This is a genomic window from Ideonella sp. FW305-24 (assembly GCF_058788035.1).
Genome location: NZ_JBYTAI010000002.1, coordinates 256,208 through 274,938, shown reverse-complemented (window position 1 = coordinate 274,938; position 18,731 = coordinate 256,208). Strand labels below are relative to the sequence as shown.

General features: G+C 68.5%; 17 protein-coding genes. 13 read left to right on the top strand and 4 right to left on the bottom strand.

Annotated elements, in window-relative coordinates; all coding sequences use genetic code 11:
* The first annotated feature begins 1 nt into the window (after nucleotide 1).
* Genes AC3WR5_RS06910 through AC3WR5_RS06890 form a run of 5 tightly spaced genes read left to right on the top strand, consistent with a single transcriptional unit; the run spans nucleotide 2 to nucleotide 7,014 of the window.
* Nucleotides 2–1,366, top strand: coding sequence for a DUF1329 domain-containing protein (locus tag AC3WR5_RS06910; RefSeq protein WP_492483008.1), 1,365 nt, complete (start codon nucleotides 2–4; stop codon nucleotides 1,364–1,366).
* Nucleotides 1,366–2,391, top strand: a complete 1,026-nt coding sequence (locus tag AC3WR5_RS06905; RefSeq protein ID WP_492483006.1) for a WD40/YVTN/BNR-like repeat-containing protein — start codon at nucleotides 1,366–1,368, stop codon at nucleotides 2,389–2,391. The genes AC3WR5_RS06910 and AC3WR5_RS06905 overlap by 1 nt, the downstream gene beginning before the upstream one ends.
* 15 nt (nucleotides 2,392–2,406) lie before the next feature.
* A complete protein-coding gene (locus AC3WR5_RS06900; RefSeq protein WP_492483004.1) occupies nucleotides 2,407–4,923 on the top strand; it encodes an efflux RND transporter permease subunit in 2,517 nt (838 codons plus the stop codon).
* Nucleotides 4,924–4,933: 10 nt separating this feature from the next.
* Entirely contained in the window at nucleotides 4,934–6,061 is a 1,128-nt protein-coding gene (locus AC3WR5_RS06895; RefSeq protein ID WP_492483002.1) for an ABC transporter substrate-binding protein, read from the top strand.
* A 17-nt stretch (nucleotides 6,062–6,078) separates the two neighbouring features.
* Entirely contained in the window at nucleotides 6,079–7,014 is a 936-nt protein-coding gene (locus AC3WR5_RS06890; RefSeq protein WP_492483000.1) for an alpha/beta hydrolase, read from the top strand.
* Here the strand turns inward: AC3WR5_RS06890 and AC3WR5_RS06885 are convergent.
* Nucleotides 7,011–8,003 carry a PDR/VanB family oxidoreductase gene (locus tag AC3WR5_RS06885; protein ID WP_492482998.1) on the bottom strand — a complete coding sequence of 331 codons (993 nt, stop codon included), beginning with the start codon at nucleotides 8,001–8,003 and terminating at the stop codon, nucleotides 7,011–7,013. The two genes, AC3WR5_RS06890 and AC3WR5_RS06885, sit on opposite strands and share 4 nt — an antisense overlap.
* 8 nt (nucleotides 8,004–8,011) lie before the next feature.
* Nucleotides 8,012–9,055, bottom strand: coding sequence for an aromatic ring-hydroxylating dioxygenase subunit alpha (locus AC3WR5_RS06880; protein ID WP_492482996.1), 1,044 nt, complete (start codon nucleotides 9,053–9,055; stop codon nucleotides 8,012–8,014).
* Nucleotides 9,056–9,169: 114 nt separating this feature from the next.
* On the opposite strand from AC3WR5_RS06880, the gene AC3WR5_RS06875 reads away from it, so the two are divergent.
* Nucleotides 9,170–9,856, top strand: a complete 687-nt coding sequence (locus AC3WR5_RS06875) for a GntR family transcriptional regulator (protein WP_492482994.1) — start codon at nucleotides 9,170–9,172, stop codon at nucleotides 9,854–9,856.
* 193 nt (nucleotides 9,857–10,049) lie between these two features.
* On the opposite strand, the gene AC3WR5_RS06870 is transcribed toward AC3WR5_RS06875, so the two are convergent.
* The gene (locus AC3WR5_RS06870; RefSeq protein WP_492482992.1) at nucleotides 10,050–10,778 is read right to left on the bottom strand and encodes an aspartate/glutamate racemase family protein; all 729 of its coding nucleotides are present in this window, start codon (nucleotides 10,776–10,778) and stop codon (nucleotides 10,050–10,052) included.
* A 155-nt stretch (nucleotides 10,779–10,933) separates the two neighbouring features.
* On the opposite strand from AC3WR5_RS06870, the gene AC3WR5_RS06865 reads away from it, so the two are divergent.
* From AC3WR5_RS06865 to AC3WR5_RS06845, 5 genes are all read left to right on the top strand, one after another.
* The gene (locus tag AC3WR5_RS06865) at nucleotides 10,934–11,953 is read left to right on the top strand and encodes an ABC transporter ATP-binding protein (protein ID WP_492482990.1); all 1,020 of its coding nucleotides are present in this window, start codon (nucleotides 10,934–10,936) and stop codon (nucleotides 11,951–11,953) included.
* A gap of 81 nt (nucleotides 11,954–12,034) precedes the next feature.
* A complete protein-coding gene (locus AC3WR5_RS06860; protein ID WP_492483566.1) occupies nucleotides 12,035–13,348 on the top strand; it encodes an ABC transporter substrate-binding protein in 1,314 nt (437 codons plus the stop codon).
* Between the two features lie 16 nt (nucleotides 13,349–13,364).
* Complete coding sequence (locus AC3WR5_RS06855) at nucleotides 13,365–14,270, top strand: ABC transporter permease (RefSeq protein WP_492482988.1); 906 nt, start codon at nucleotides 13,365–13,367, stop codon at nucleotides 14,268–14,270.
* A 118-nt stretch (nucleotides 14,271–14,388) separates the two neighbouring features.
* Nucleotides 14,389–15,240, top strand: a complete 852-nt coding sequence (locus tag AC3WR5_RS06850; protein WP_492482986.1) for an ABC transporter permease — start codon at nucleotides 14,389–14,391, stop codon at nucleotides 15,238–15,240.
* A gap of 64 nt (nucleotides 15,241–15,304) precedes the next feature.
* Nucleotides 15,305–16,096 (top strand): GntR family transcriptional regulator, encoded by a 792-nt coding sequence (locus AC3WR5_RS06845; RefSeq protein ID WP_492482984.1) that lies wholly within the window; start codon nucleotides 15,305–15,307, stop codon nucleotides 16,094–16,096.
* On the opposite strand, the gene AC3WR5_RS06840 is transcribed toward AC3WR5_RS06845, so the two are convergent.
* The gene (locus AC3WR5_RS06840; protein ID WP_492482982.1) at nucleotides 16,021–17,145 is read right to left on the bottom strand and encodes an MBL fold metallo-hydrolase; all 1,125 of its coding nucleotides are present in this window, start codon (nucleotides 17,143–17,145) and stop codon (nucleotides 16,021–16,023) included. The genes AC3WR5_RS06845 and AC3WR5_RS06840 overlap by 76 nt on opposite strands.
* A 160-nt stretch (nucleotides 17,146–17,305) precedes the next feature.
* On the opposite strand from AC3WR5_RS06840, the gene AC3WR5_RS06835 reads away from it, so the two are divergent.
* Together AC3WR5_RS06835 and can are read left to right on the top strand one after the other, a co-directional pair.
* Nucleotides 17,306–17,803, top strand: a complete 498-nt coding sequence (locus tag AC3WR5_RS06835; RefSeq protein ID WP_492482980.1) for a MerR family transcriptional regulator — start codon at nucleotides 17,306–17,308, stop codon at nucleotides 17,801–17,803.
* A 135-nt stretch (nucleotides 17,804–17,938) separates the two neighbouring features.
* Nucleotides 17,939–18,703: a carbonate dehydratase gene (can, locus tag AC3WR5_RS06830; protein ID WP_492482978.1), complete on the top strand. Its 765-nt coding sequence runs from the start codon at nucleotides 17,939–17,941 to the stop codon at nucleotides 18,701–18,703.
* Nucleotides 18,704–18,731: the final 28 nt, after the last annotated feature.

Sequence of the window (18,731 nt, the reverse complement as noted above, 5' to 3'; positions counted from 1 at the left end):
CATGATCCGCAAGCAATTCCACGCATCCCTACTGGCCGCCGCTGTGGCGCTGGCCTGGGCCGGCAATGCCGGCGCCGCCGTTTCGGCCGACGAAGCCGCACGCCTCAAGACCACGCTGACCCCGCTGGGGGCCGAGCGCGCCGGCAACAAGGATGGCAGCATCCCCGCCTGGGACGGCGGCGTGACCAAGGCACCCGCCGGCTACAAGCCTGGTGAACCCCGGCCAGACCCCTTCCCCGGCGAGAAGCCGCTCTACGCCATCAGCGCGAAGAACATGGCGCAATACGACGCGCGGCTGAGCGACGGCGTCAAGGCGCTGATGAAGCGCTACCCCGACTTCCGCATCGACGTCTACCCGACGCACCGCAGCGCCGCAGCGCCGCAATGGGTCTACGACAACACCTTCAAGAACGCCACGCGGGCCAAGCTGGTCGACGATGGCCAGGGCACCGAAGGCGCCTATGGCGGCACGCCATTTCCCATTCCCAAGGATGGCGACGAGGTGTTCCAGAACCACCGCCTGGCCTGGACCGGCACCTACATCCAGGCACCGGTGCGGGTCTGGGTCGTCACCGCCGATGGCCGCCGCGCCATGGCCTCCGGGGGCACGCAAAGCTTTCGCAAGCAGTTCTACGACCCCGAGGGCAGCCTGGAGAAATTCGACGGCTACTCCCAGCTCGGCAAGTTCTCCGTCAGCGAGCCGGGCTCCAAGGCCGGCGAGGCCATCCTGGCGCACGACAACCTGAACGCCAGCAACCCGCGCGGCCTGTGGCAATACCTGGTGGGCCAGCGGCGCGTGCGCAAGGCGCCCTCCGTGGCCTATGACACGCCCGATTCAGTGACCTCCGGCATCGGCCTGTTCGACGAAGCCTTCATGCTCTTCGGCCCGAACGACAAGCACAAGCTCAAGCTGGTCGGCAAGCGCGAGCTCTACATCCCCTACAACAACAACCGCGCTGCCTCCGCCAAGGTCGCGGATCTCGTCACGCCCAACACGCTCAACCCGAGCCTGGTGCGCTGGGAACTGCACCGCGTGTGGGAGGTCGAGGCCACGCTGGCCGAGGGCAAGCGCCACGTGGTGCCCAAGCGCAAGTACTACGTCGACGAAGACTCCTGGCAGATCATCCTGTTCGACGGCTGGGATGCCAAGGGTGAACTCTGGCGCACCAACTACACGCTCACGCTGCTGGCGCCCGACATTCCGGCGCTGGTGGGCAACATGTTCTGGGGCGGCTACGACCTGCAGACCGGTGCCTACTACCTGAACATGGCCAGCAACGAACTGCCTGCGCAGTACAAGCCGGTGCCGCCACTGCCGCGCTCGTTCTTCAGCCCAGAAGAACTGGCCAACGAAGGAGCACGGTGATGAAGCAGCGCGTGCTGACCATTGCGCTGGCGGCGTGCGCTGCGCTTGCGCAAGCTGCCCCGCCGGCCGCGCTCACCGAGCCGGCGCTGGTCACGCCCAAGGCGCTGGGCGCGGCGATGCTGGCGGTGACGCGGGCCGGCGAGCGGCTGGTGGCAGTGGGCGAACGCGGCACGGTGCTGTGGTCCGACGACGGCGGTGCACGCTGGCAGCAGGCCAAGGTGCCGGTGCAGGCCGCGCTCACGGCGGTGCGCTTTGCCGATGCGCGGGCGGGCTGGGCCGTGGGGCACCTGGGGGTGATCCTCAAGACCGAGGACGGCGGCCGCAGCTGGGCCAGGCAGCTCGATGGCGTGCAGGCTGCCGCGGCCTTGCAGGCCGCCGCGGGCGCCGACGACCGTGCGCAGCGCCAGGCCCAGCGCATGGTGGAGGAGGGGCCCGACAAGCCCTTCTTCGACCTGGAGGTGATCGATGCGCAACACGCCGTGGCGGTGGGCGCCTACGGCCTGGCCTTCGCCACCTCCGATGGCGGCGCGCACTGGGCGCCGCTGCCCACCGCATCCGCCAACCCCAAAAGCCTGCACCTCTACGGCGTGCGGGTACAGGGCGAGCGCTGGTTCATGGCCGGTGAGCAAGGCCTGCTGCTGCACTCGACCGATGGCGGCGCCAGCTTCGCACCGCTGGGCTCGCCCTACAAGGGCAGCTTCTTCGGCCTGCTGGCCGCCCGCACAGGCAGCCTCATCGCCTACGGGCTGCGCGGCAGCGCCTGGCGCTCGGCCGATGCCGGAAACAGCTGGGACAGGATCGAACTCGGCAGCGCCGTGACGCTGCAGGCCGGCATCGAGCGTGCGCCGGGCCAACTGGTGCTGCTCGGCCAGACCGGCGAGCTCTTCGCCAGCCAGGACGACGGCCGCAGCTTCGCTTCGCTCAAAACCCCCGCAGGCCCCTTGCCCGCCGCCGGCCTGGCCACTGCGCCTGACGGCGCCTGGGTCATCGCCAGCCTGCGCGGCATCCGCCGCGCCGCGCCCTGAACAACGGACACCCTCATGCACGCCCCCGACACGCTGGCCGCCCCACCGGTGGTGGCCCGGCTCGAAGACTTCGACACCGCCTCCGGTTCAGCCCCTGAGCGGCTGCTGTTCAACCATCGCCCCTGGGTGATGCTGGTGTGCCTGTTGGCCACGCTGCTGCTGGGCTGGCAGGCCACCCGCCTGACGCTCAGCGCCAGCTTCGAAAAGACCATCCCCACGCAGCACCCCTACATCGCCAATGCGCTGAGCCACCAGGCCGACCTGGGTGGGCAGGGCAATGCGGTGCGCATCGTGGTGGAGGCCAAGGCCGGCACCATCTACGACCCGCACTACCTGGCCGTGCTGCAGAAAATCAGCGACGAGCTCTACGTGATGCCGGGCGTTGACCGGCCGTTCATGAAATCGCTGTGGACTCCCAACACCCGCTGGGTGGCCGTGACCGAAGACGGGCTGGACGGCAACACCGTGATGGCCGACAGCTACGACGGTTCGCCCAAGGCGCTGGCCGAAGTGCGCGCCAACGTCGAGCGCTCGGGCGAGATCGGGCAACTCGTGGCCGGCGACGCCAAGTCCAGCATCGTCTTCGTGCCGCTGCTGGACCGCAACCCCAAGACCGGCCAGGCGCTGGACTATGGTGAACTCGGCCGCCAGCTCGAAGCGCTTCGGGCCAGGTACGACAGTGATGCCATCGGCATTCACATCACCGGTTTTGCCAAGGTGATGGGCGACCTGATCGAAGGCCTGAAGCTGGTGCTGCTGTTCTTTGGCGTGGCCCTGGTGATCTGCGCCGGCGTGCTCTACGGCTACACCCGCTGCGTGCGCAGCACGGTGCTGGTGGTGGCCTGCTCCCTCATTGCCGTGGTCTGGCAGGCCGGCCTGCTGGCGCTGCTGGGTTATGCGCTGGACCCGTACTCGGTGCTGGTGCCGTTCCTGGTCTTTGCCATCGGCATGAGCCATGGCGCGCAGAAGATGAACGGCATCATGCAGGACGTGGGCCGCGGCACGCACCGCGTCGTGGCCGCGCGCTACACCTTCCGGCGCCTGTTCGTGGCGGGCCTGACTGCACTGCTGTGCGACGCGGTGGGCTTTGCCGTGCTGGCGCTGATCCGCATCCAGGCCATCCAGGAGCTGGCGCTGGTGGCCAGCATCGGCGTGGCGGTGCTGATCTTCACCAACCTCGTGCTGCTGCCCATCCTGCTGTCGTACATCGGCGTGAGTCCCAAGGCGGCGCTGCGCAGCCTGCGCGACGAAGTCGGCGAGGCCGGCAAGGCAGCCGGCGATGGCCCCGCCCCGGGGCGGCTCTGGTCGCTGCTGGACGCCTTCACCCGCCGCGGCCCGGCGCTGGCCGCCCTTGCCGTGGCCGGCGGGCTGGCCCTGGCGGGCTACGCCGTCAGCACCCGGCTGCACGTGGGTGACCTGGACCCAGGCGCACCCGAGCTGCGGGCCGACTCGCGCTACAACCGCGACAACGACTACGTCACCAGCCACTACGCCGCCTCCAGCGACATCCTGGTGGTCATGGTCTCGACGCCCGAGGACCAGTGCACCCGCTACGGCACGCTGGCCCAGGTGGACCGGCTCGCCTGGCGGCTGGAACAGCTGCCCGGGGTCGAGTCCACAAACTCGATGGCCGCGCTGTCCAAGCTCGCGATGGTGGGCTACAACGAAGGGCAGCTGAAGTGGTTCGAGCTGATTCCCAACGACAGCGCGCTGGGCGGCGTGCAGACCCGCGCGCCGCGCGAGCTGTTCAACCAGGCCTGCTCGTTCCTGTCGCTGTACGTCTACCTGAAGGATCACAAGGCCGAGACGCTGAGCAGCGTGGTCGAAGAAGTCGAACACTTCATCGCGAACGACGCCGCGGAGGCGGGCCGCCGCGCCGGGCCGCCCCAAGCAAGGCCCGATCCCCTCGGGGGATCGCCCCGCGTATTCGCGGGGCAAGGGGCGCCACCTGAACGCTTCATGCTGGCCGCGGGCCCGGCGGGCATTGCGGCGGCCACCAACATCGTCGTCAAGCAGGCCATGCGCGAGATGCTGTGGTGGGTCTACGGCGCGGTGGTGCTGCTGTGCTGGGTGACCTTCCGCTCGTGGCGGGCGGTGGTGGTGGCGGTGCTGCCGCTGGTGCTCACCTCCATCCTGTGCGAGGCGCTGATGGTGGGCCTCGGCATGGGCGTGAAGGTGGCCACGCTGCCGGTGATCGCGCTGGGCGTGGGCATTGGCGTGGACTACGCGCTGTACGTGCTCAGCGTGATGCTGGCGCGGCTGCGCGCAGGCGAGACGCTTTCGTCGGCCTACCTGCACGCGTTGCGCTTCACCGGGCGCGTGGTGATGCTGACCGGCGTCACGCTGGCCCTGGCGGTGGGCACCTGGGCGCTGTCGCCCATCAAGTTCCAGGCCGACATGGGCATCCTGCTGGCGTTCATGTTCGTCTGGAACATGGTGGGTGCCCTGGTGCTGCTGCCGGCCCTGGCGCACTTCCTGTTGCGTCCCGCTGCTCGCGCCGTGGCGGCGCTGCCCGCTTGTGCCGCGGCCTGAAGTGCACGCCATGCGGATGCGCTGTTTCCGCCTGCTGAGCCTGCTGTTGCTGTGGGCCGTCGCTGCCTTCACGGTGGAGGCCGTGCAGGCGGCATCGGCCATCGTCGTCGGCCAGTCGCTGCCGCTGACGGGGCCTGGCTTTCCGGTTGCCAACCGGGTGCAGGCCGGCGCCAAGGCGCTGGTCGACCGGGTCAACGCGACCGGGGGCATCCACGGCCGCAGGCTGGAGCTGTTGACGCTCGACGATGGCGGAGACCGCCGACGCCTGGCGGCGAACCTCGGCAAGCTGGTGCGCGAACAGGGCGCCGTTGCGGTCGTGAACTGCCTGGGCGAGCGCGCCTGCCTGGAGGCCGCCGCGGCGACCCGCGAACTGGGCGTGCCCTTGATCGGGCCGTTCTCCGGTGCGGCGGCCCTGCGTGCGCCGATGCTGCGCCATGTCTTCACGCTCAGGCCCGACGACCGCGCCGAGGCCGATGCACTGGTGCGCCAGCTGCGCTCCGTGGGCATCGGCCGCGTGGCCCTGCTGGTCGATGGCGACGAGCCGGCGCGCGAGCAGGCACTGGCCGACGCGCTGCAGGCGGCCGGCATCGTTGCGCAACGCCTGACCATGACGCCCCAGCGCGCCGCTCTGCTGACCGCGCTGCATGACCTGGCCGATCTCGGCCCACAGGCGCTGGTTCTCAACCTTGGCCCGGCCTCGCTGGAACTGCTGGCCAATGAGCAGGAGGCGGCGCGCCAGGCCATGCCCGGCACCCTTGCGGCGCTGTCGTCGCCGGGCCTGACCCAGCTCACCCGGCTGCTGCGCGACCGCGTGATCGGCTTCACCAGCGTCGTGCCCGTGCCGGAGTTGTCGCAATTGCCGCTGACACGCGAATTCGAGCGTGACGCAGAAGCCTTCGTCGGCCCGGAGGCGTTCAGCTTCGAGGGCCTGGCGGCCTACCTGACCCTGCGTGTCTGCGCGGAAGCCCTGCGCCGCGCCCGGCCGCCTGCCGACGGTTCGGGCCTGCCCGAGGCCATCGAGTCGCTCGGCCATGTGGACCTGGGGGGCTGGCCGCTGCATTTCGGCCCTGGCCAGCACCAGGGATCCGACCGCGTCGAGATCGGCCTGCGTGGCCGTGACGGCAAATTGAGACGTTGAACAAAGGAAAGAACCCCATGCTTGATCTTCAACTCGGCGCCATGATGGCGCAGGCCCAGGCCGCCGGCATGCCGGACCTGTGCGATCTGCCGGTACAGGCCGCGCGCGGCCTGTACCGGCAGATCCTGGCGTCCGCCGATGTGGCGCCGGCCGATGTGGGCGTGAGCGAGTTTCGCGACCAGCTCGGTGACTCGCCGGTGCACCTGCGCGTCTACACGCCGCACGGCGCCACCGCCGCGCTGCCAGTCGTCGTGTACTGGCATGGCGGCGGCTATGCGCTGGGCGATCTTGATGGATACGACGCCGTCTGCCGGCAGCTGTGCCACGACACCGGCGTGATCGTCGCCTCGGCTGCTTACCGTCTCGCCCCCGAGCACCCCTTCCCGGCGGCGCCGGAAGATGCCTGGGCCGCGTTGAACTGGGTGGCCGAGCACGCGCATCGCTTCGGCGGCGACGCCTCCCGCCTGGCCGTGGCCGGCGACAGCGCCGGTGCCGTGCTGGCCACGGTGGCGGCGATCCGGGCACGCGATGCCGGCGGCCCCGCCATCGCCTACCAGGCCTTGATGTACCCAGCGGCAGCCGGTGGCCACGATGGCGACTTCCCGTCGCGCGAGGCGCACGCGGCCGGCCCCACGCTGACGCTGCGCACGGTGGCGTTCTTCAACGAGCTGTACTTCGGTGCCGCGGCCAAGGCGTCCGACTACCGCGGCGCGCCGCTGCTGGCGCCCAGCCTGGCCGGCCTGCCGCCAGCGCTGCTGCAGCTGGCCGCCCACGACCCGCTGCGCGACGAAGCCATGGCCTATGGCCAAGCCTTGCTCGCGGCCGGCAGCGCGGTGAGCATCGTCGAGTACCACGGCCTGGCCCACGGCTTCGTCAGCATGGGCGGCGGCGTCGCCGCGGCGCGGCTGGCGCAGTTGCAGCTGGCAGCAGCGCTGCGGCAGGCATTGCCCTAAAGCGCCAGCACCAGGCAGGCCGATTTCGAGCGCGAGCAGCAGATCAGCATCTGGTCGTTGGCGGCCTGCTCTTCGGGTGTCAGGTAAGCGTCGCGGTGGTCCGGCAGGCCGGCCTTGACGCCGGTTAGGCAGGTGCCGCAGACGCCTTGCTCGCACGAGACCATCACTGGCACGCCCGCGGCCGTCAGGGCCTGCGCAATGCTCTGCCCCTTGGGCACCTGCACCACCCGGCCGCTGCTGGCCAGTTCAACCTCGAAGCCGGCATCGCTGTCGCGCGGGCCGGCATCGGCGCTGAAGAACTCGCAGTGCAGCTGGGCCTCGGGCCAGCCTTGCGATCGTGCGGTGCCCAGCACCGCGTCGATGAAGCCCTTGGGTCCGCAGACGTAGAGGTGGGTGCCCGGCGGCTGCTCGGCCAGCAAGGCTGGCAGCTGCAGCCGTTGCGCCGGCGCTTCGTCGTCGAAATGCAGCGCAACCTGGGCCGCATGTCGTGCGCTGTCCAGCCGGTCGAGGAAGGCCGCGCGGCTGCGTGAACGGGCACAGTAGTGCAGCGCGAAGGCTTCGCCTGCGGCCGCCAGATGTTCGGCCATGGCCAGCATGGGCGTGATGCCGATGCCGCCGGCCAGCAGCAGGCTGTGGCTGGCCTGCGGCGCCAGCGGGAAGTGATTCCTGGGCGCGCTGATGCTCAGCAACTGGCCTTCGTGCACTTCATCGTGCAGGGTGCGTGAACCGCCGCGCGAGCTGGCCTCGCGCAGCACGCCGATCTGGTAGCGGTGGGTTTCGCCCGGTGCGTTGCAAAGCGAATACTGGCGCACCAATGCGCTGGCGCTGGCGCCGGCCGGGGCCAGGTGCACGTCGATGTGCGCGCCCGCACTGAAGGCCGGCAGCGTGCCGCCGTCCAAGGGCACCAGGTCGAAGGCACAGATGTCGGCCGCCACGGTCTGCTTGCGGGTTACCCTGACGCGCAGCAGCGGCAGATCCGGGGTTTTCATCGCGGCGCTCATCCGGCGATCGGGGCCGGTTGCTCGGCTGCCAGCAGGCGCTCGATGACTCGGCGCGACTGCACGCCGCCAGCGTCGATGTTGAGCATCAGCAGCTTGCGCTCGGGCCAGCGCAGCAGGTTGGCCTGCTGGCGCTCCAGGATTTCCTGGTCTTCGGCAAAGATGCGGCCCTGGCCCTCGCGCACCTGTGCAGTCAGCGCCTCGTCGTCGGGCCGGAAGTGGCGGGCCATGCCCCAGAAATACCAGTGCGAGTGATCGGTTTCGGGTGTGATGAAGTCCACCACGATGCTGGAGGCCTTGCAGTCGTCCGGCGCGTCGTAGCCGCCGCGGCCGGCCAGCGCCACGCCGACCTCGATCATCACGTGCGAGGGCGGCGTGAAGTGGCAGATCTGCCAGCGGTCCACCGGTTGATCGTCGGGCAGTCCATTGGACCGCAGCGCCATCTTCCAGAAGGGCGGGGCTTCGATGCCGTGCATGAATCGGCTGGTGATGACCTCGTCGCCTTCGACCCGGGTGGTGCAGGGCGACTCGTCGATCTCCTTCTGGCCGATGCTGGTGGCATGCACATAGGTTTCGTGCGTCAGGTCCATCAGGTTGTCGATCATCAGCCGGTATTCGCAGCCGATGTGGTACAGCCCGCCGCCGTAAGCCCAGCCCGGGTCTTCGGCCCAGTGCAGGTGAGGGATCTTCGCCGGGTCGGCCTGGGCAGCGTCGCCGGGCCAGACCCAGACGAAGCCGTGGCGCTCGGTCACCGGGAAGCTGCGGATCGCCGGGAAGCCGCGCACCCGCTGGCCCGGCATGGCCACGGTCTTGCCATCGCAGCCCATCTCCAGTCCGTGGTAGCCGCAGACCAGCTTGCCTTCGCAGACCCGGCCCAGCGACAGCGGCGCCCCGCGATGTGGGCAGAAGTCCTCCAGCGCATGCACCTGGCCTTGCTCGCCGCGATAGAACACCAGGCGCTCGTTGCAGATCATGCGGCCCAGCGGCTGCCCGGCCAGCTCGGCCGAGGTGGCGGCCACATACCAGGCGTTTTGAGGGAACATGGCGGTCTCCTGTTCAATTGGATCCATTCGAATGGATCCAATTGTGCAGAATCGATGGGTTGGCAGCAAGGTAAAAGGCTTTCGATGGATCCAATTGAGACTCGGGATTTACCCTTGGGTGGCGCGCCCAGCGTGGTGGCCTCGCTGCGCCAACTGATCATGGCGGGGCGCTATGCCGCCGGCACGCGTCTGGCCGAGGTGGCGGTGGCCGAGCTGCTGGGGGTCTCACGCACGCCCGTGCGCCTGGCCTTTCGCACGCTGGCGCAGGAGGGCTTGCTGCAGCCTGCGGGCAAGCGGGGTTTTGTCGTGCGGGCGTTTTCGGAAGCCGACGTGCTGTGCGGCATCGAGGTGCGCGGGGTGCTGGAAGGGCTGGCGGCGCGCCGCCTGGCCGAGCGGGGATTGGATCCCGTCACCCGCGCGACGCTGGAGGCCTGCCTGGCCGAGGGCGAGGCGGTGCTGGCTGGCGGTACGCTGGGCGAGCCCGAGATCGACCGCTGGTCCCGTCTCAACGAGCGCTTCCATGGCGCCATCGTGCATGCCGTCGGCAGTCAGGTGATTGCCGATGCTATTGCCCGCAACAACCACCTGCCGTTTGCCTCGGCCGACTCCATCGTCATCGATCGCTCGGCGCTGGCCGGCGAATACGAAAAGATCCGCCTGGCACAGGTGCACCACCGCTTGATCGTGGATGCGCTGGCGCGCGGCGAGTCGGCCCGGGCGGAGATGCTGATGCGCGAGCATGCCTATGTCGGCCTGCGGTACGCGCCACTGTTCGGCCTGCAGGGCGCCTCGGCTGCGTGAGCTCGCTGAAATGCGCTGCCATCCTCGAGTGTGAGGATTACCGAACCCTCCAAAGGGGGATGGTTCGCAACAGGTCTTACAGGCAAAGTACAAACATCGCTGTCAACCGCGAATAAGCGTGATCAGGGAAGGTCGCACTGAGTCAGGCCGGTCAGGTTTCTGACCGGCCTATTTTTTCGCCCGGCTTTTTCTCTCACCAGCCCAGCGGTGCTGCCCAGCCGGTGTAGGCCTTGGGCAGCGGCGGTGCATAGTCGCCCACCGCGCTGGTCTTCAAGCCCAGGCCATGCAGCGCCTGCGCCAGTTGCACTGCGGCGGCCACGCCGTCGATCACCGGCACGCCCAGCTTCTGCTGCAGCGCGGCGCACAAGCCCGCCATGCCGGCGCAGCCCAGCACGATGGCGCCGCTGCGGTCGCGCGCCAGCGCCTCGCGCGCGCAGGCCTCGATCTGCGCCATGCTGCCCAGGCCGCCGTCTTCCAGCGCCAGCACCGGGATGTCGGTGCCGTGCACGCCGCGGCAGCGCCGCTCGAAGCCGTACTTGTGCAGCAGGTGTTCGGCGATCACGCAGGTGCGGGTCATCGTCGTCACGACAGAGAAGCCGGTCGAGATCATCGAGGCGACGTGGAAGGCCGCCTCGGCAATGCCCAGCACTGGCGCGCGCGTGGCCTCGCGCGCGGCGTCCAGGCCGGGGTCGCCGAAGCAGGCGATGACGGCTGCGTCTATCGTGTCGCCGGCCAGCCGCATCTGCTCAGCCACGCCGGCTGCGGCAATCGCCTCGTCGAAGAAGCCTTCGATGGACGCCGGGCCGAAGCTGGGCTGCACCGCCAGCACCTCGGTGCCCGGCGAAGCGGCAGCGCGCGCCGCCTCGGCAATGTTCGCGGTCATCGCCGCGGTGGTGTTCGGATTGATCAGCAGCAGCTTCATGGTGGTGCGATTTTGCATACAAAATGAGGACGACGCACCAAACCGGCTGGCGCTGGTGCGGGCCGGGCCGTGGCCCTTGTCTCACTGCCCTGGTGCAGCAAGACATGGGCCGGGCGGTGCACAAGCTGGCACACGCATTGCATACAAAGTGGCACATGAATGCACGCACCGACTTGGAACTCGTGGGCCTCGTCAAACACTACGGCGATGCCGTGGCGGTGGCAGGCATCGACCTCAAGATTGCCGGCGGTGCCTACTGCTGCCTGCTCGGGCCCTCGGGTTGTGGCAAGACCTCGACGCTGCGCATGATCGCCGGCCACGAACTGCCAACCGAAGGCAGCGTGCTGCTGGCCGGCCGCGAGATCACCGAGCTCTCGCCGGCCGAACGCGGCACCGCGATGATGTTCCAGAGCTACGCGCTGTTCCCGCACCTCACGGTTGTGCAGAACGTGGCCTTCAGCGCGCAGATGAAGGGTGTGGCCAAGGCCGAGCGCGAAGCCAAGGCCGGCCAGCTGCTGGAGCTGGTGGCGATGACGCCTTATGCCCAGCGCCTGCCCGCCGCGCTCTCCGGCGGCCAGCAGCAGCGCGTGGCGCTGGCCCGCGCGCTGATGACGCAGCCGCGCGTGCTGCTGCTGGACGAGCCGCTGTCGGCACTGGACCCGTTCCTGCGCATCAAGATGCGTGCCGAGCTGCAGCGCTGGCACAGGGAACTCGGGATGACCTTTGTCCATGTGACGCACTCGCAGGAGGAGGCGATGGCGCTGGCCGACCTGGTGGTCGTGATGAACCACGGCCGCATCGAGCAGGCCGGCCCGGCGCGCGAAGTCTTCGAGCGCCCGCGCACCGAATTCGTGGCCCGCTTCATCGGCGCGCACAACGTCATCACCACACCCGGCGGCAAGCTTGCGGTGCGCAGCGACCGCTGCGAACTCTCGGGCGGCGAAGCGTCGGCCGGTGGCCTGCCGGTGGTCGTGCGCGCCATCGAATACCAGGGCAACCATGTGCTGGTGCACCTGGTGCAGCCGGGCACCACCGAGACCGCGGACGACGACGCGCCGTCTGCCGCCTGGGTCGCCAGCCTGCCCGATGCCAGGTTCCACCAGCAGCCCATCGCCCCCGGCCAGCAGCTTTGGCTGCACTGGACCGAGGCCGACGCGCACCTGCTGGCGGCCTGATTCGCCTGGCGCCTGAATTCAGATCCCTCTTTTCCGTCCCACCCACACACAGCCTGTTTGCTGGAGAACCCGATGAGCGATATGGACCAGACCCCGCCGCAGCCCGTCACGCCGTCCGTCGACGCGACGCCCCAGACCGGCGAGGCCTCGTCGTCCGCCCGCCGCAGTTTCCTGAAGAACGCCAGCGTTGCAGCGGTCGGCATCACCGGCTTCCCCTACGTGCACGCGCAGGAAAAGATCACGCTGCGCTACCTGGGCACCGCGGTGAACCAGGACAAGAAGATCGCCGAGAAGTTCGAGGCCGACACCGGCATCAAGATCCAGTACATCCCGGTCACGACCGATGACGTGACCAAGCGCGCCGTCACCGCGCCGAACAGCTTCGACCTGATCGACACCGAGTACTTCTCGCTGAAGAAGATCATCCCCACCGGCAACCTGCTGGGCATCGACGTCAAGCGCATCAAGAACGCCGACAAGATCACCTCGCTGTTCACCAAGGGCGAAGTCGCCGGCAAGAAGGTGGGCGACCAGGGCACTGCGCCCAAGAAGGTGATGTACCTGGAGAAGCCGGACAGCAAGACCTTCGCGAAGGACGCGACCGGCTTCATGACGCTGATTCCCACCGTCTACAACGCCGACACGCTGGGCATCCGCCCGGACCTGATCAAGCGCCCGATTGACTCGTGGAAGGAGCTGCTGAACCCCGAGTTCAAGGGCAAGGCCGCGATCCTGAACATCCCGTCCATCGGCATCATGGACGCGGCGATGGTGGTCGAGGCCATGGGCCTCTACAAGTACCCCGACAAGGGGAACATGACCAAGAAGGAAATCGACCTGACTATCAAGACCCTGATCGAGGCGAAGAAGGCCGGCCAGTTCCGCTCGCTGTGGAAGGACTTCAACGAGTCGGTCAACCTGATGGCCTCGGGCGAGGTTGTGATCCAGTCCATGTGGAGCCCCGCCGTCACGGCGGTGCGCACCAAGGGCATTGCCTGCACCTTCCAGCCGCTGAAGGAAGGCTATCGCGCCTGGGCCGCTGGCTTCGGCGTGCCCAAGACGGTGACCGGCAAGAAGGCTGACGCCGTCTACGAATTCATCAACTGGTTCCTCGACGGCTGGGCCGGCGCCTACCTGAACCGCCAGGGCTACTACAGCGCCGTGCTGGACACCGCCAAGGCCAAGATGGAGGCCTACGAGTGGGCCTACTGGATGGAAGGCAAGCCGGCCACGCAGGACATCAAGTCGCCCAACGGCGACGTGCTGGCCAAGGCCGGTGCTGTGCGCGACGGCGGCAGCTACGAGGCTCGCATGGGCGGCATTGCCTGCTGGAACGCGATCATGGACGAGAACACGTACATGGTTCAGAAGTGGAACGAGTTCGTGGCTGCCTGACGGCCTGAGGACCGAGATGACTCGCACACGCCGCTCTTCGTCCCGCAGCCTGCTGGCCTGGCTGCAGGCCGCGCCGCTGGCGGCGGTGTTCGTCATCTTCTTCGTCGTGCCGCTGGCGCTGATCGCGATGGTCAGCACCTGGCAGGCGACCGACTACGAACTGATCCCGGCCTTCACCGGCCAGAACTACCTGGACGTCTTCAATGGTTGTGGCCACAGCCTGGTCACCGCCGGTGAAGACGTCTGCGTCACGCTGAAGACCTATGGCTCCACGCTGAAGTTCAGCCTGCTGACCTGGCTGATCACGGCGCTGCTGGGCTTTTCCATCGCCTATTTCCTGGCCTTCCACGTGAAGAGCCAGCTGATGCAGACGGTGCTGTTCATCGTCTGCACCGTGCCCTTCTGGACCAGCAACGTGATCCGCATGATCTCGTGGGTGCCGCTGCTGGGCCGCAACGGCCTGATCAACAGCACGCTGGTCGCGATCGGTGTCATCGAGCAGCCCATCGAGTGGCTGCTGTTTTCCGAATTCTCGGTGGTGCTCGCCTTTGTGCACCTCTACACGATGTTCATGATCGTGCCCATCTTCAACTCGATGATGCGCATTGACCGCGCGCTGCTGGAAGCCGCACGCGACAACGGCGCCAAGCCCTGGCAGACGGTGCTGCACGTGGTGCTGCCGCTGTCCAAGACCGGGCTGATCATTGGCTCCATCTTCGTGCTGGCGCTGGTGATGGGCGACTTCGTCACCGTGGGCGTGATGGGCGGCCAGCAGATCGCCTCGGTCGGCAAGGTCATCCAGGTGCAGACCAGCTACCTGCAGTTCCCGCTGGCCGCGGCCAACGCGATGATCCTGCTGGCGGTGGTGCTGATGATGATCGTCGCGCTGATGCGCTTGGTGAATCTCCGAAAGGAACTGTGAAGTCATGACGACCCCCAGTCCATCTTCGATGGCCAGCCCCCCGAGGGGGCGCGGGCCGGCTTGGGGCGGCCCAGCGCTCGGCCCGCTTGCCGCTGTTCCCCGTCGCGAAACGCGCCCCTTGAGCTTCTGGCTGCTGGGCGCCGTCTTCGCCGCCTTTGTGCTGTTCCTCTACGGCCCGATGTTGGCCATCTTCGTGCTCAGCTTCCAGGGCCCCGAAGGTGGGCTGACCTTCCCGATGCGCGGTTGGTCGCTGCACTGGTTCGCGCAGCTGTGGGAAGGCATTGGCGTGATCGACATTGGCGCCGCGCTGCGCCGCTCGCTGGCGCTGGGCCTCACGGTCATGGTGCTGACGGTGGTCTGCTCGCTGCTCGCGGGCCTGGCCTACCGCAAGAAGCTGCCGGGCGGCAGCGCGCTGTTCTATGTCGTCGTCGCCAGCCTGATCATGCCCAGCATCATCGTCTCGCTGGGCGTGGGCCTGATGTTCCGGCTGCTGGACACGGGCATCAAGACCGTGCTCGAAGCCCATGCGCCCAGCCTCCTCGAAGGCTTCACCAGCACGCTGGGCATGTTCAGCTCCGGCCTGGGCGCGCAGCTGACCTGGACGCTGCCGTTTGGCCTCTTGATCATGTTCGCGATCTTCAACCGCTTCAACCCGGCCTACGAAGAAGCTGCGCGGGACCAGGGCGCCACGCCCTGGCAGGCGCTGCGCCACGTGGTGCTGCCGCTGATCGCGCCCAGCCTGGTCGGCATCGGCATGTTCGGCTTCACGCTGAGCTGGGACGAGATCGCCCGCAGCTCTCAGGTCATGGGCGACCTGAACACCTTGCCGCTGGAGCTGCAGGGCCTGACGACGACCGTGACCACGCCGGTGATTTACGCACTCGGCACCGTCACCACGGTGATCTCGTTTGCGGTGATGGGCCTGACGCTGCTGCTGGTCGCGCTTTGGCGGCGCCGTGGCGCGGCCTGAGCCGGCCTTGCGCGCCACCAGCCAAGCGCTGCGCCGGGCGCTTGTGATTGAGGACAATGCCGAGATGCCCACCCATGTCGCCCATGGCGCCACGCGCCGCCGCCAGGCCGGCAAGGCAGAAGCTGCCGACACGGCGACCCAGCGGGTCTACCAGGGCATCTATCAAGCCATCATCGAGCACCGGCTGGCGCCCGGCGCGCGGCTGCGCGAAGAGGAGCTGGCCGAGAGCTTCAGTGTCTCGCGCACCGTCGTGCGCCAGGCGCTGCAACGCCTGGCGGCCGACCAGATCATCGTGCTGCAGCACAACCGCGGCGCGCAGGTGCCGCATCCGGACCTGGCGCATGCGGCGCATGTGTTCGATGCGCGCCGCGTCGTCGAATGCGACATCGCGCGCCGCCTGGCCGGCAGGCTCAGCGCTGCCCAGGTCAGCGAGCTGAACGGTCTGGTGCAGGCCGAAGCCGCGGCCCATGTGCGCGGCGACGCAGCCGCTGCCATCCGCCTGTCCGGCCGCTTCCACCAGGCACTGGCCGAGCTGGTTGGCAATCCTGTCTTCATCGACCTGATCGACGAGCTGCTGCCCACCACCTCGCTGCTGATCGCGCTCTACCAGCGCGGGGACCGGCCGGGCTGCGTCACGCACCGGCACCAGGAGCTGATCGCCGCGCTCACCGTCGGCACACCCGCCCAGGCCGCCGCCGAGATGCGGCGCCACCTGACCGAGCTGGAGAAGTCGCTGGTCGGCGGGCAGGGTGCCGCGGCCTTGCGCGATGTGTTCGCGCCTTATCGAGAAGCGAGCAACACCTCGGTGCCAGCCGGGGAAGGCGTGGCGGGCGCTGCAGGCAGCACTGGCACGTAGCGCAGCACGCCGTCCTCGTCGCTCGGCAGCGCCCGCAGCCGGCCGGCCTCCTGCAGCGCGTGCAGGTGGGCAATCGCCTCGCCCATCGCGAAGCTGGTCTGGTGCACGTCCAGCGTGCGCTTGAACAGCACCGGCAGCAGCTCGGCGGCCGAGCGCGGCGCTTCTGCACAGGCGGCCACCAGCAGGTCGAACTGCAGCGCATGGTGGGCCTGCAGCTGGTCGATGCGCTGATGCGCGCCGGTGAAGGGCTTGCCGTGCGAGGGCAGCACCAGCGTGTCCGCCGGCAGTGGCCTGAAGCGCTCGATGGACTGCAGGAACAGCGGCAGCGGGTTGGCCTCCGGTTCGTGGCCGTAGACACTGATGTTGGTCGAGATGCGCGGCAGCAGCATGTCGCCCGAGATCAGCAGGTTCAGCGCAGGACAGTGCAGCGCGATGTGCTCGGGCGCGTGGCCGTGGCCGACGATGCAGTGCCAGTCGTTCGAGCCAATGCGCAGCGTCAGCCCGTGCAGCAGCCGGCGGTATTCATCGGGCAGCTGCGGCACCAGGTGCGCGTAGCCGGTGGCATGCGCGCGCACGGCGGCCAGGCGCTGCGGGTCGGTCAACCCGTGGCGCGAGAACAGCTTCTCGGCCTGCGCGCGCATCAGCTCGGGGTCGTTGCGGCAGGCCTGGCCGGCGGCGTAGAAATCGGTGGCGCTGATCCACATCCTGCACCCCCATTGCGCGCACAGCCAGTGCGCCAGGCCCAGGTGGTCCGGGTGCATGTGGGTGACGATCACGCGCAGGATGGGCAGGCCGTCCAGCCCGTGGGCGAACAGCCGGGTCCAGGCTTCGCGCGCCTCGGGAATGTCCAGCCCGCAGTCGACCACGGCCCAGCCGGGGCTGCCGTCCTCGGCCTCGTCGCGCAGCAGCCAGAGGTTGATGTGGTCCAGCGCAAACGGCAGCGGCATGCGCAGCCAGCGCACCCCGGGCGCTACCTCCATCGCGTGGCCGATCTCGGGCAGGGTGTCGCCCCAGGGGTAGCGCAACTGGGCTTCTAGGGCATTGGCCATGGCAGGGAATCCGACAAAGAAAACTTGGAGACGCGACCACGACGGCAAGGCCCCGGCGCGGTAGGCGATGGTCGGCCAACTTTGCCAGCCTGCCTGTCGCCTGCGAGACGGCAAGTCGCGTAGACTTCGGTTCACGTTAACGTAAACGTCAATCCACGTCATGCCTGCTTCCGATCGTCCCTCCCGCGCACGTGCCCAGGCCACCGGTGGCGACGGCCGCGCGGAAGCCGCTGCGACCTTCACCATCACCGAGCTGGCGCAGGAGTTCGACATCACGCCGCGCGCGATCCGCTTCTACGAAGACGTGGGCTTGATGACCCCGGCGCGTGCCGGTCGCAACCGCGTCTACACGCTGCGCGACCGCACCCGGCTCAAGCTGACGCTGCGCGGCAAGCGCCTGGGCCTGTCGCTGCAGGAGATCAAGCAGCTGGTCGACATGTACGACTCCGGCACGGACGCCCGCCCGCAGCTGGAAGCTTTCCTTGGCGTGCTGGCCGAACATCGGCGCCAACTGGCCCAGCAACTGGAGGACATCCAGGTCACGCTGGCGGAAATCGAGCAGCATGAGGCCCGTTGCCGGCAGTTGCTGGCAAAGCCCGAGCCGGCGGCGAAACCTGCTGGCCGTGCCAAGGCCGCGCGCCGTGCTGCGGCTGTTTGAGTCCTGATGCTTTCCAGAGGCCCTCGTGCTTACACTCGCGTCCGGCGTTTGGTGCAATGCAGCAAACGTGGTGGCCCAGCCGGCGCCGTCCCGCTGGCGCCTTGTACCCGAATCGCCTTTTGAAGCCGTCCTGCCATGAGCCAACACCTCGAAGAACTCTTTGAAAGCAACCGTCGCTGGTCCGCCGCCACCGAGGCGCGCGAGCCCGGCTTTTTCAGCCGCCTGCTCAAGCAGCAGACGCCGCAGTACCTGTGGATCGGCTGTGCCGACAGCCGGGTGCCGGCCAACGAACTGGTGGACCTGCTGCCCGGCGAGCTGTTCGTGCACCGCAACGTGGCCAACGTGGTTGCGCACTCGGACCTGAATGCGCTCTCGGTGATCCAGTTCGCGGTCGACCACCTGCGCGTGCAGCACATCATCATCGTCGGCCACTCCAACTGCGGTGGCGTCAAGGCCGCACTGATGGACACCCGCAACGGCCTGGTCGACAACTGGCTGCGTCACGTGAAGGACGTTCGCCGCATGCACCAGGACTTCCTCGAAGGCCTGCCTGCCGAGTACCGGGTGGACGCCTTGTGCGAACTCAACGTGCTGGAGCAGGCCCGCAACACCTGCTACACCACCGTCGTGCAGGACGCCTGGGCGCGCGGGCAGGAAGTGGTCGTGCACGGCTGGGTCTACGGCCTGCACAACGGCCTGCTGGACGACTTGCGCATGACCGTCTCCGGCACCACTGACGTGGGCGAGGCTTATGCCAAGGCGCTGGCCGGCATCCACCGCCGCTTCCTCGGCGCGCCGCTGGCGGCAGAGTCAGCGCAGGCCGCTGCCGCGCCCTTGTCGCCCGCATTGCCGGCAGACAGCAGCGCCGCGCCCGACATGGCCGAACAGCCCGCGGGCTGATTGCAACTTCAGTCGTGCATGCGCCCGC

Excerpts from the sequence above, each read along its gene's own strand:
- AC3WR5_RS06890 (WP_492483000.1), top strand. The coding sequence starts at position 6,079 with ATGCTTGATCTTCAACTCGGCGCCATGATGGCGCAGGCCCAGGCCGCC.
- AC3WR5_RS06885 (WP_492482998.1), bottom strand. The coding sequence starts at position 8,003 with ATGAAAACCCCGGATCTGCCGCTGCTGCGCGTCAGGGTAACCCGCAAG.
- AC3WR5_RS06905 (WP_492483006.1), top strand. The coding sequence starts at position 1,366 with ATGAAGCAGCGCGTGCTGACCATTGCGCTGGCGGCGTGCGCTGCGCTT.
- AC3WR5_RS06865 (WP_492482990.1), top strand. The coding sequence starts at position 10,934 with ATGAATGCACGCACCGACTTGGAACTCGTGGGCCTCGTCAAACACTAC.
- AC3WR5_RS06895 (WP_492483002.1), top strand. The coding sequence starts at position 4,934 with ATGCGGATGCGCTGTTTCCGCCTGCTGAGCCTGCTGTTGCTGTGGGCC.
- AC3WR5_RS06855 (WP_492482988.1), top strand. The coding sequence starts at position 13,365 with ATGACTCGCACACGCCGCTCTTCGTCCCGCAGCCTGCTGGCCTGGCTG.
- AC3WR5_RS06860 (WP_492483566.1), top strand. The coding sequence starts at position 12,035 with ATGGACCAGACCCCGCCGCAGCCCGTCACGCCGTCCGTCGACGCGACG.
- AC3WR5_RS06900 (WP_492483004.1), top strand. The coding sequence starts at position 2,407 with ATGCACGCCCCCGACACGCTGGCCGCCCCACCGGTGGTGGCCCGGCTC.
- AC3WR5_RS06835 (WP_492482980.1), top strand. The coding sequence starts at position 17,306 with ATGCCTGCTTCCGATCGTCCCTCCCGCGCACGTGCCCAGGCCACCGGT.
- AC3WR5_RS06840 (WP_492482982.1), bottom strand. The coding sequence starts at position 17,145 with ATGGCCAATGCCCTAGAAGCCCAGTTGCGCTACCCCTGGGGCGACACC.
- AC3WR5_RS06910 (WP_492483008.1), top strand. The coding sequence starts at position 2 with ATGATCCGCAAGCAATTCCACGCATCCCTACTGGCCGCCGCTGTGGCG.
- AC3WR5_RS06845 (WP_492482984.1), top strand. The coding sequence starts at position 15,305 with ATGCCCACCCATGTCGCCCATGGCGCCACGCGCCGCCGCCAGGCCGGC.
- can (WP_492482978.1), top strand. The coding sequence starts at position 17,939 with ATGAGCCAACACCTCGAAGAACTCTTTGAAAGCAACCGTCGCTGGTCC.
- AC3WR5_RS06880 (WP_492482996.1), bottom strand. The coding sequence starts at position 9,055 with ATGTTCCCTCAAAACGCCTGGTATGTGGCCGCCACCTCGGCCGAGCTG.
- AC3WR5_RS06870 (WP_492482992.1), bottom strand. The coding sequence starts at position 10,778 with ATGAAGCTGCTGCTGATCAATCCGAACACCACCGCGGCGATGACCGCG.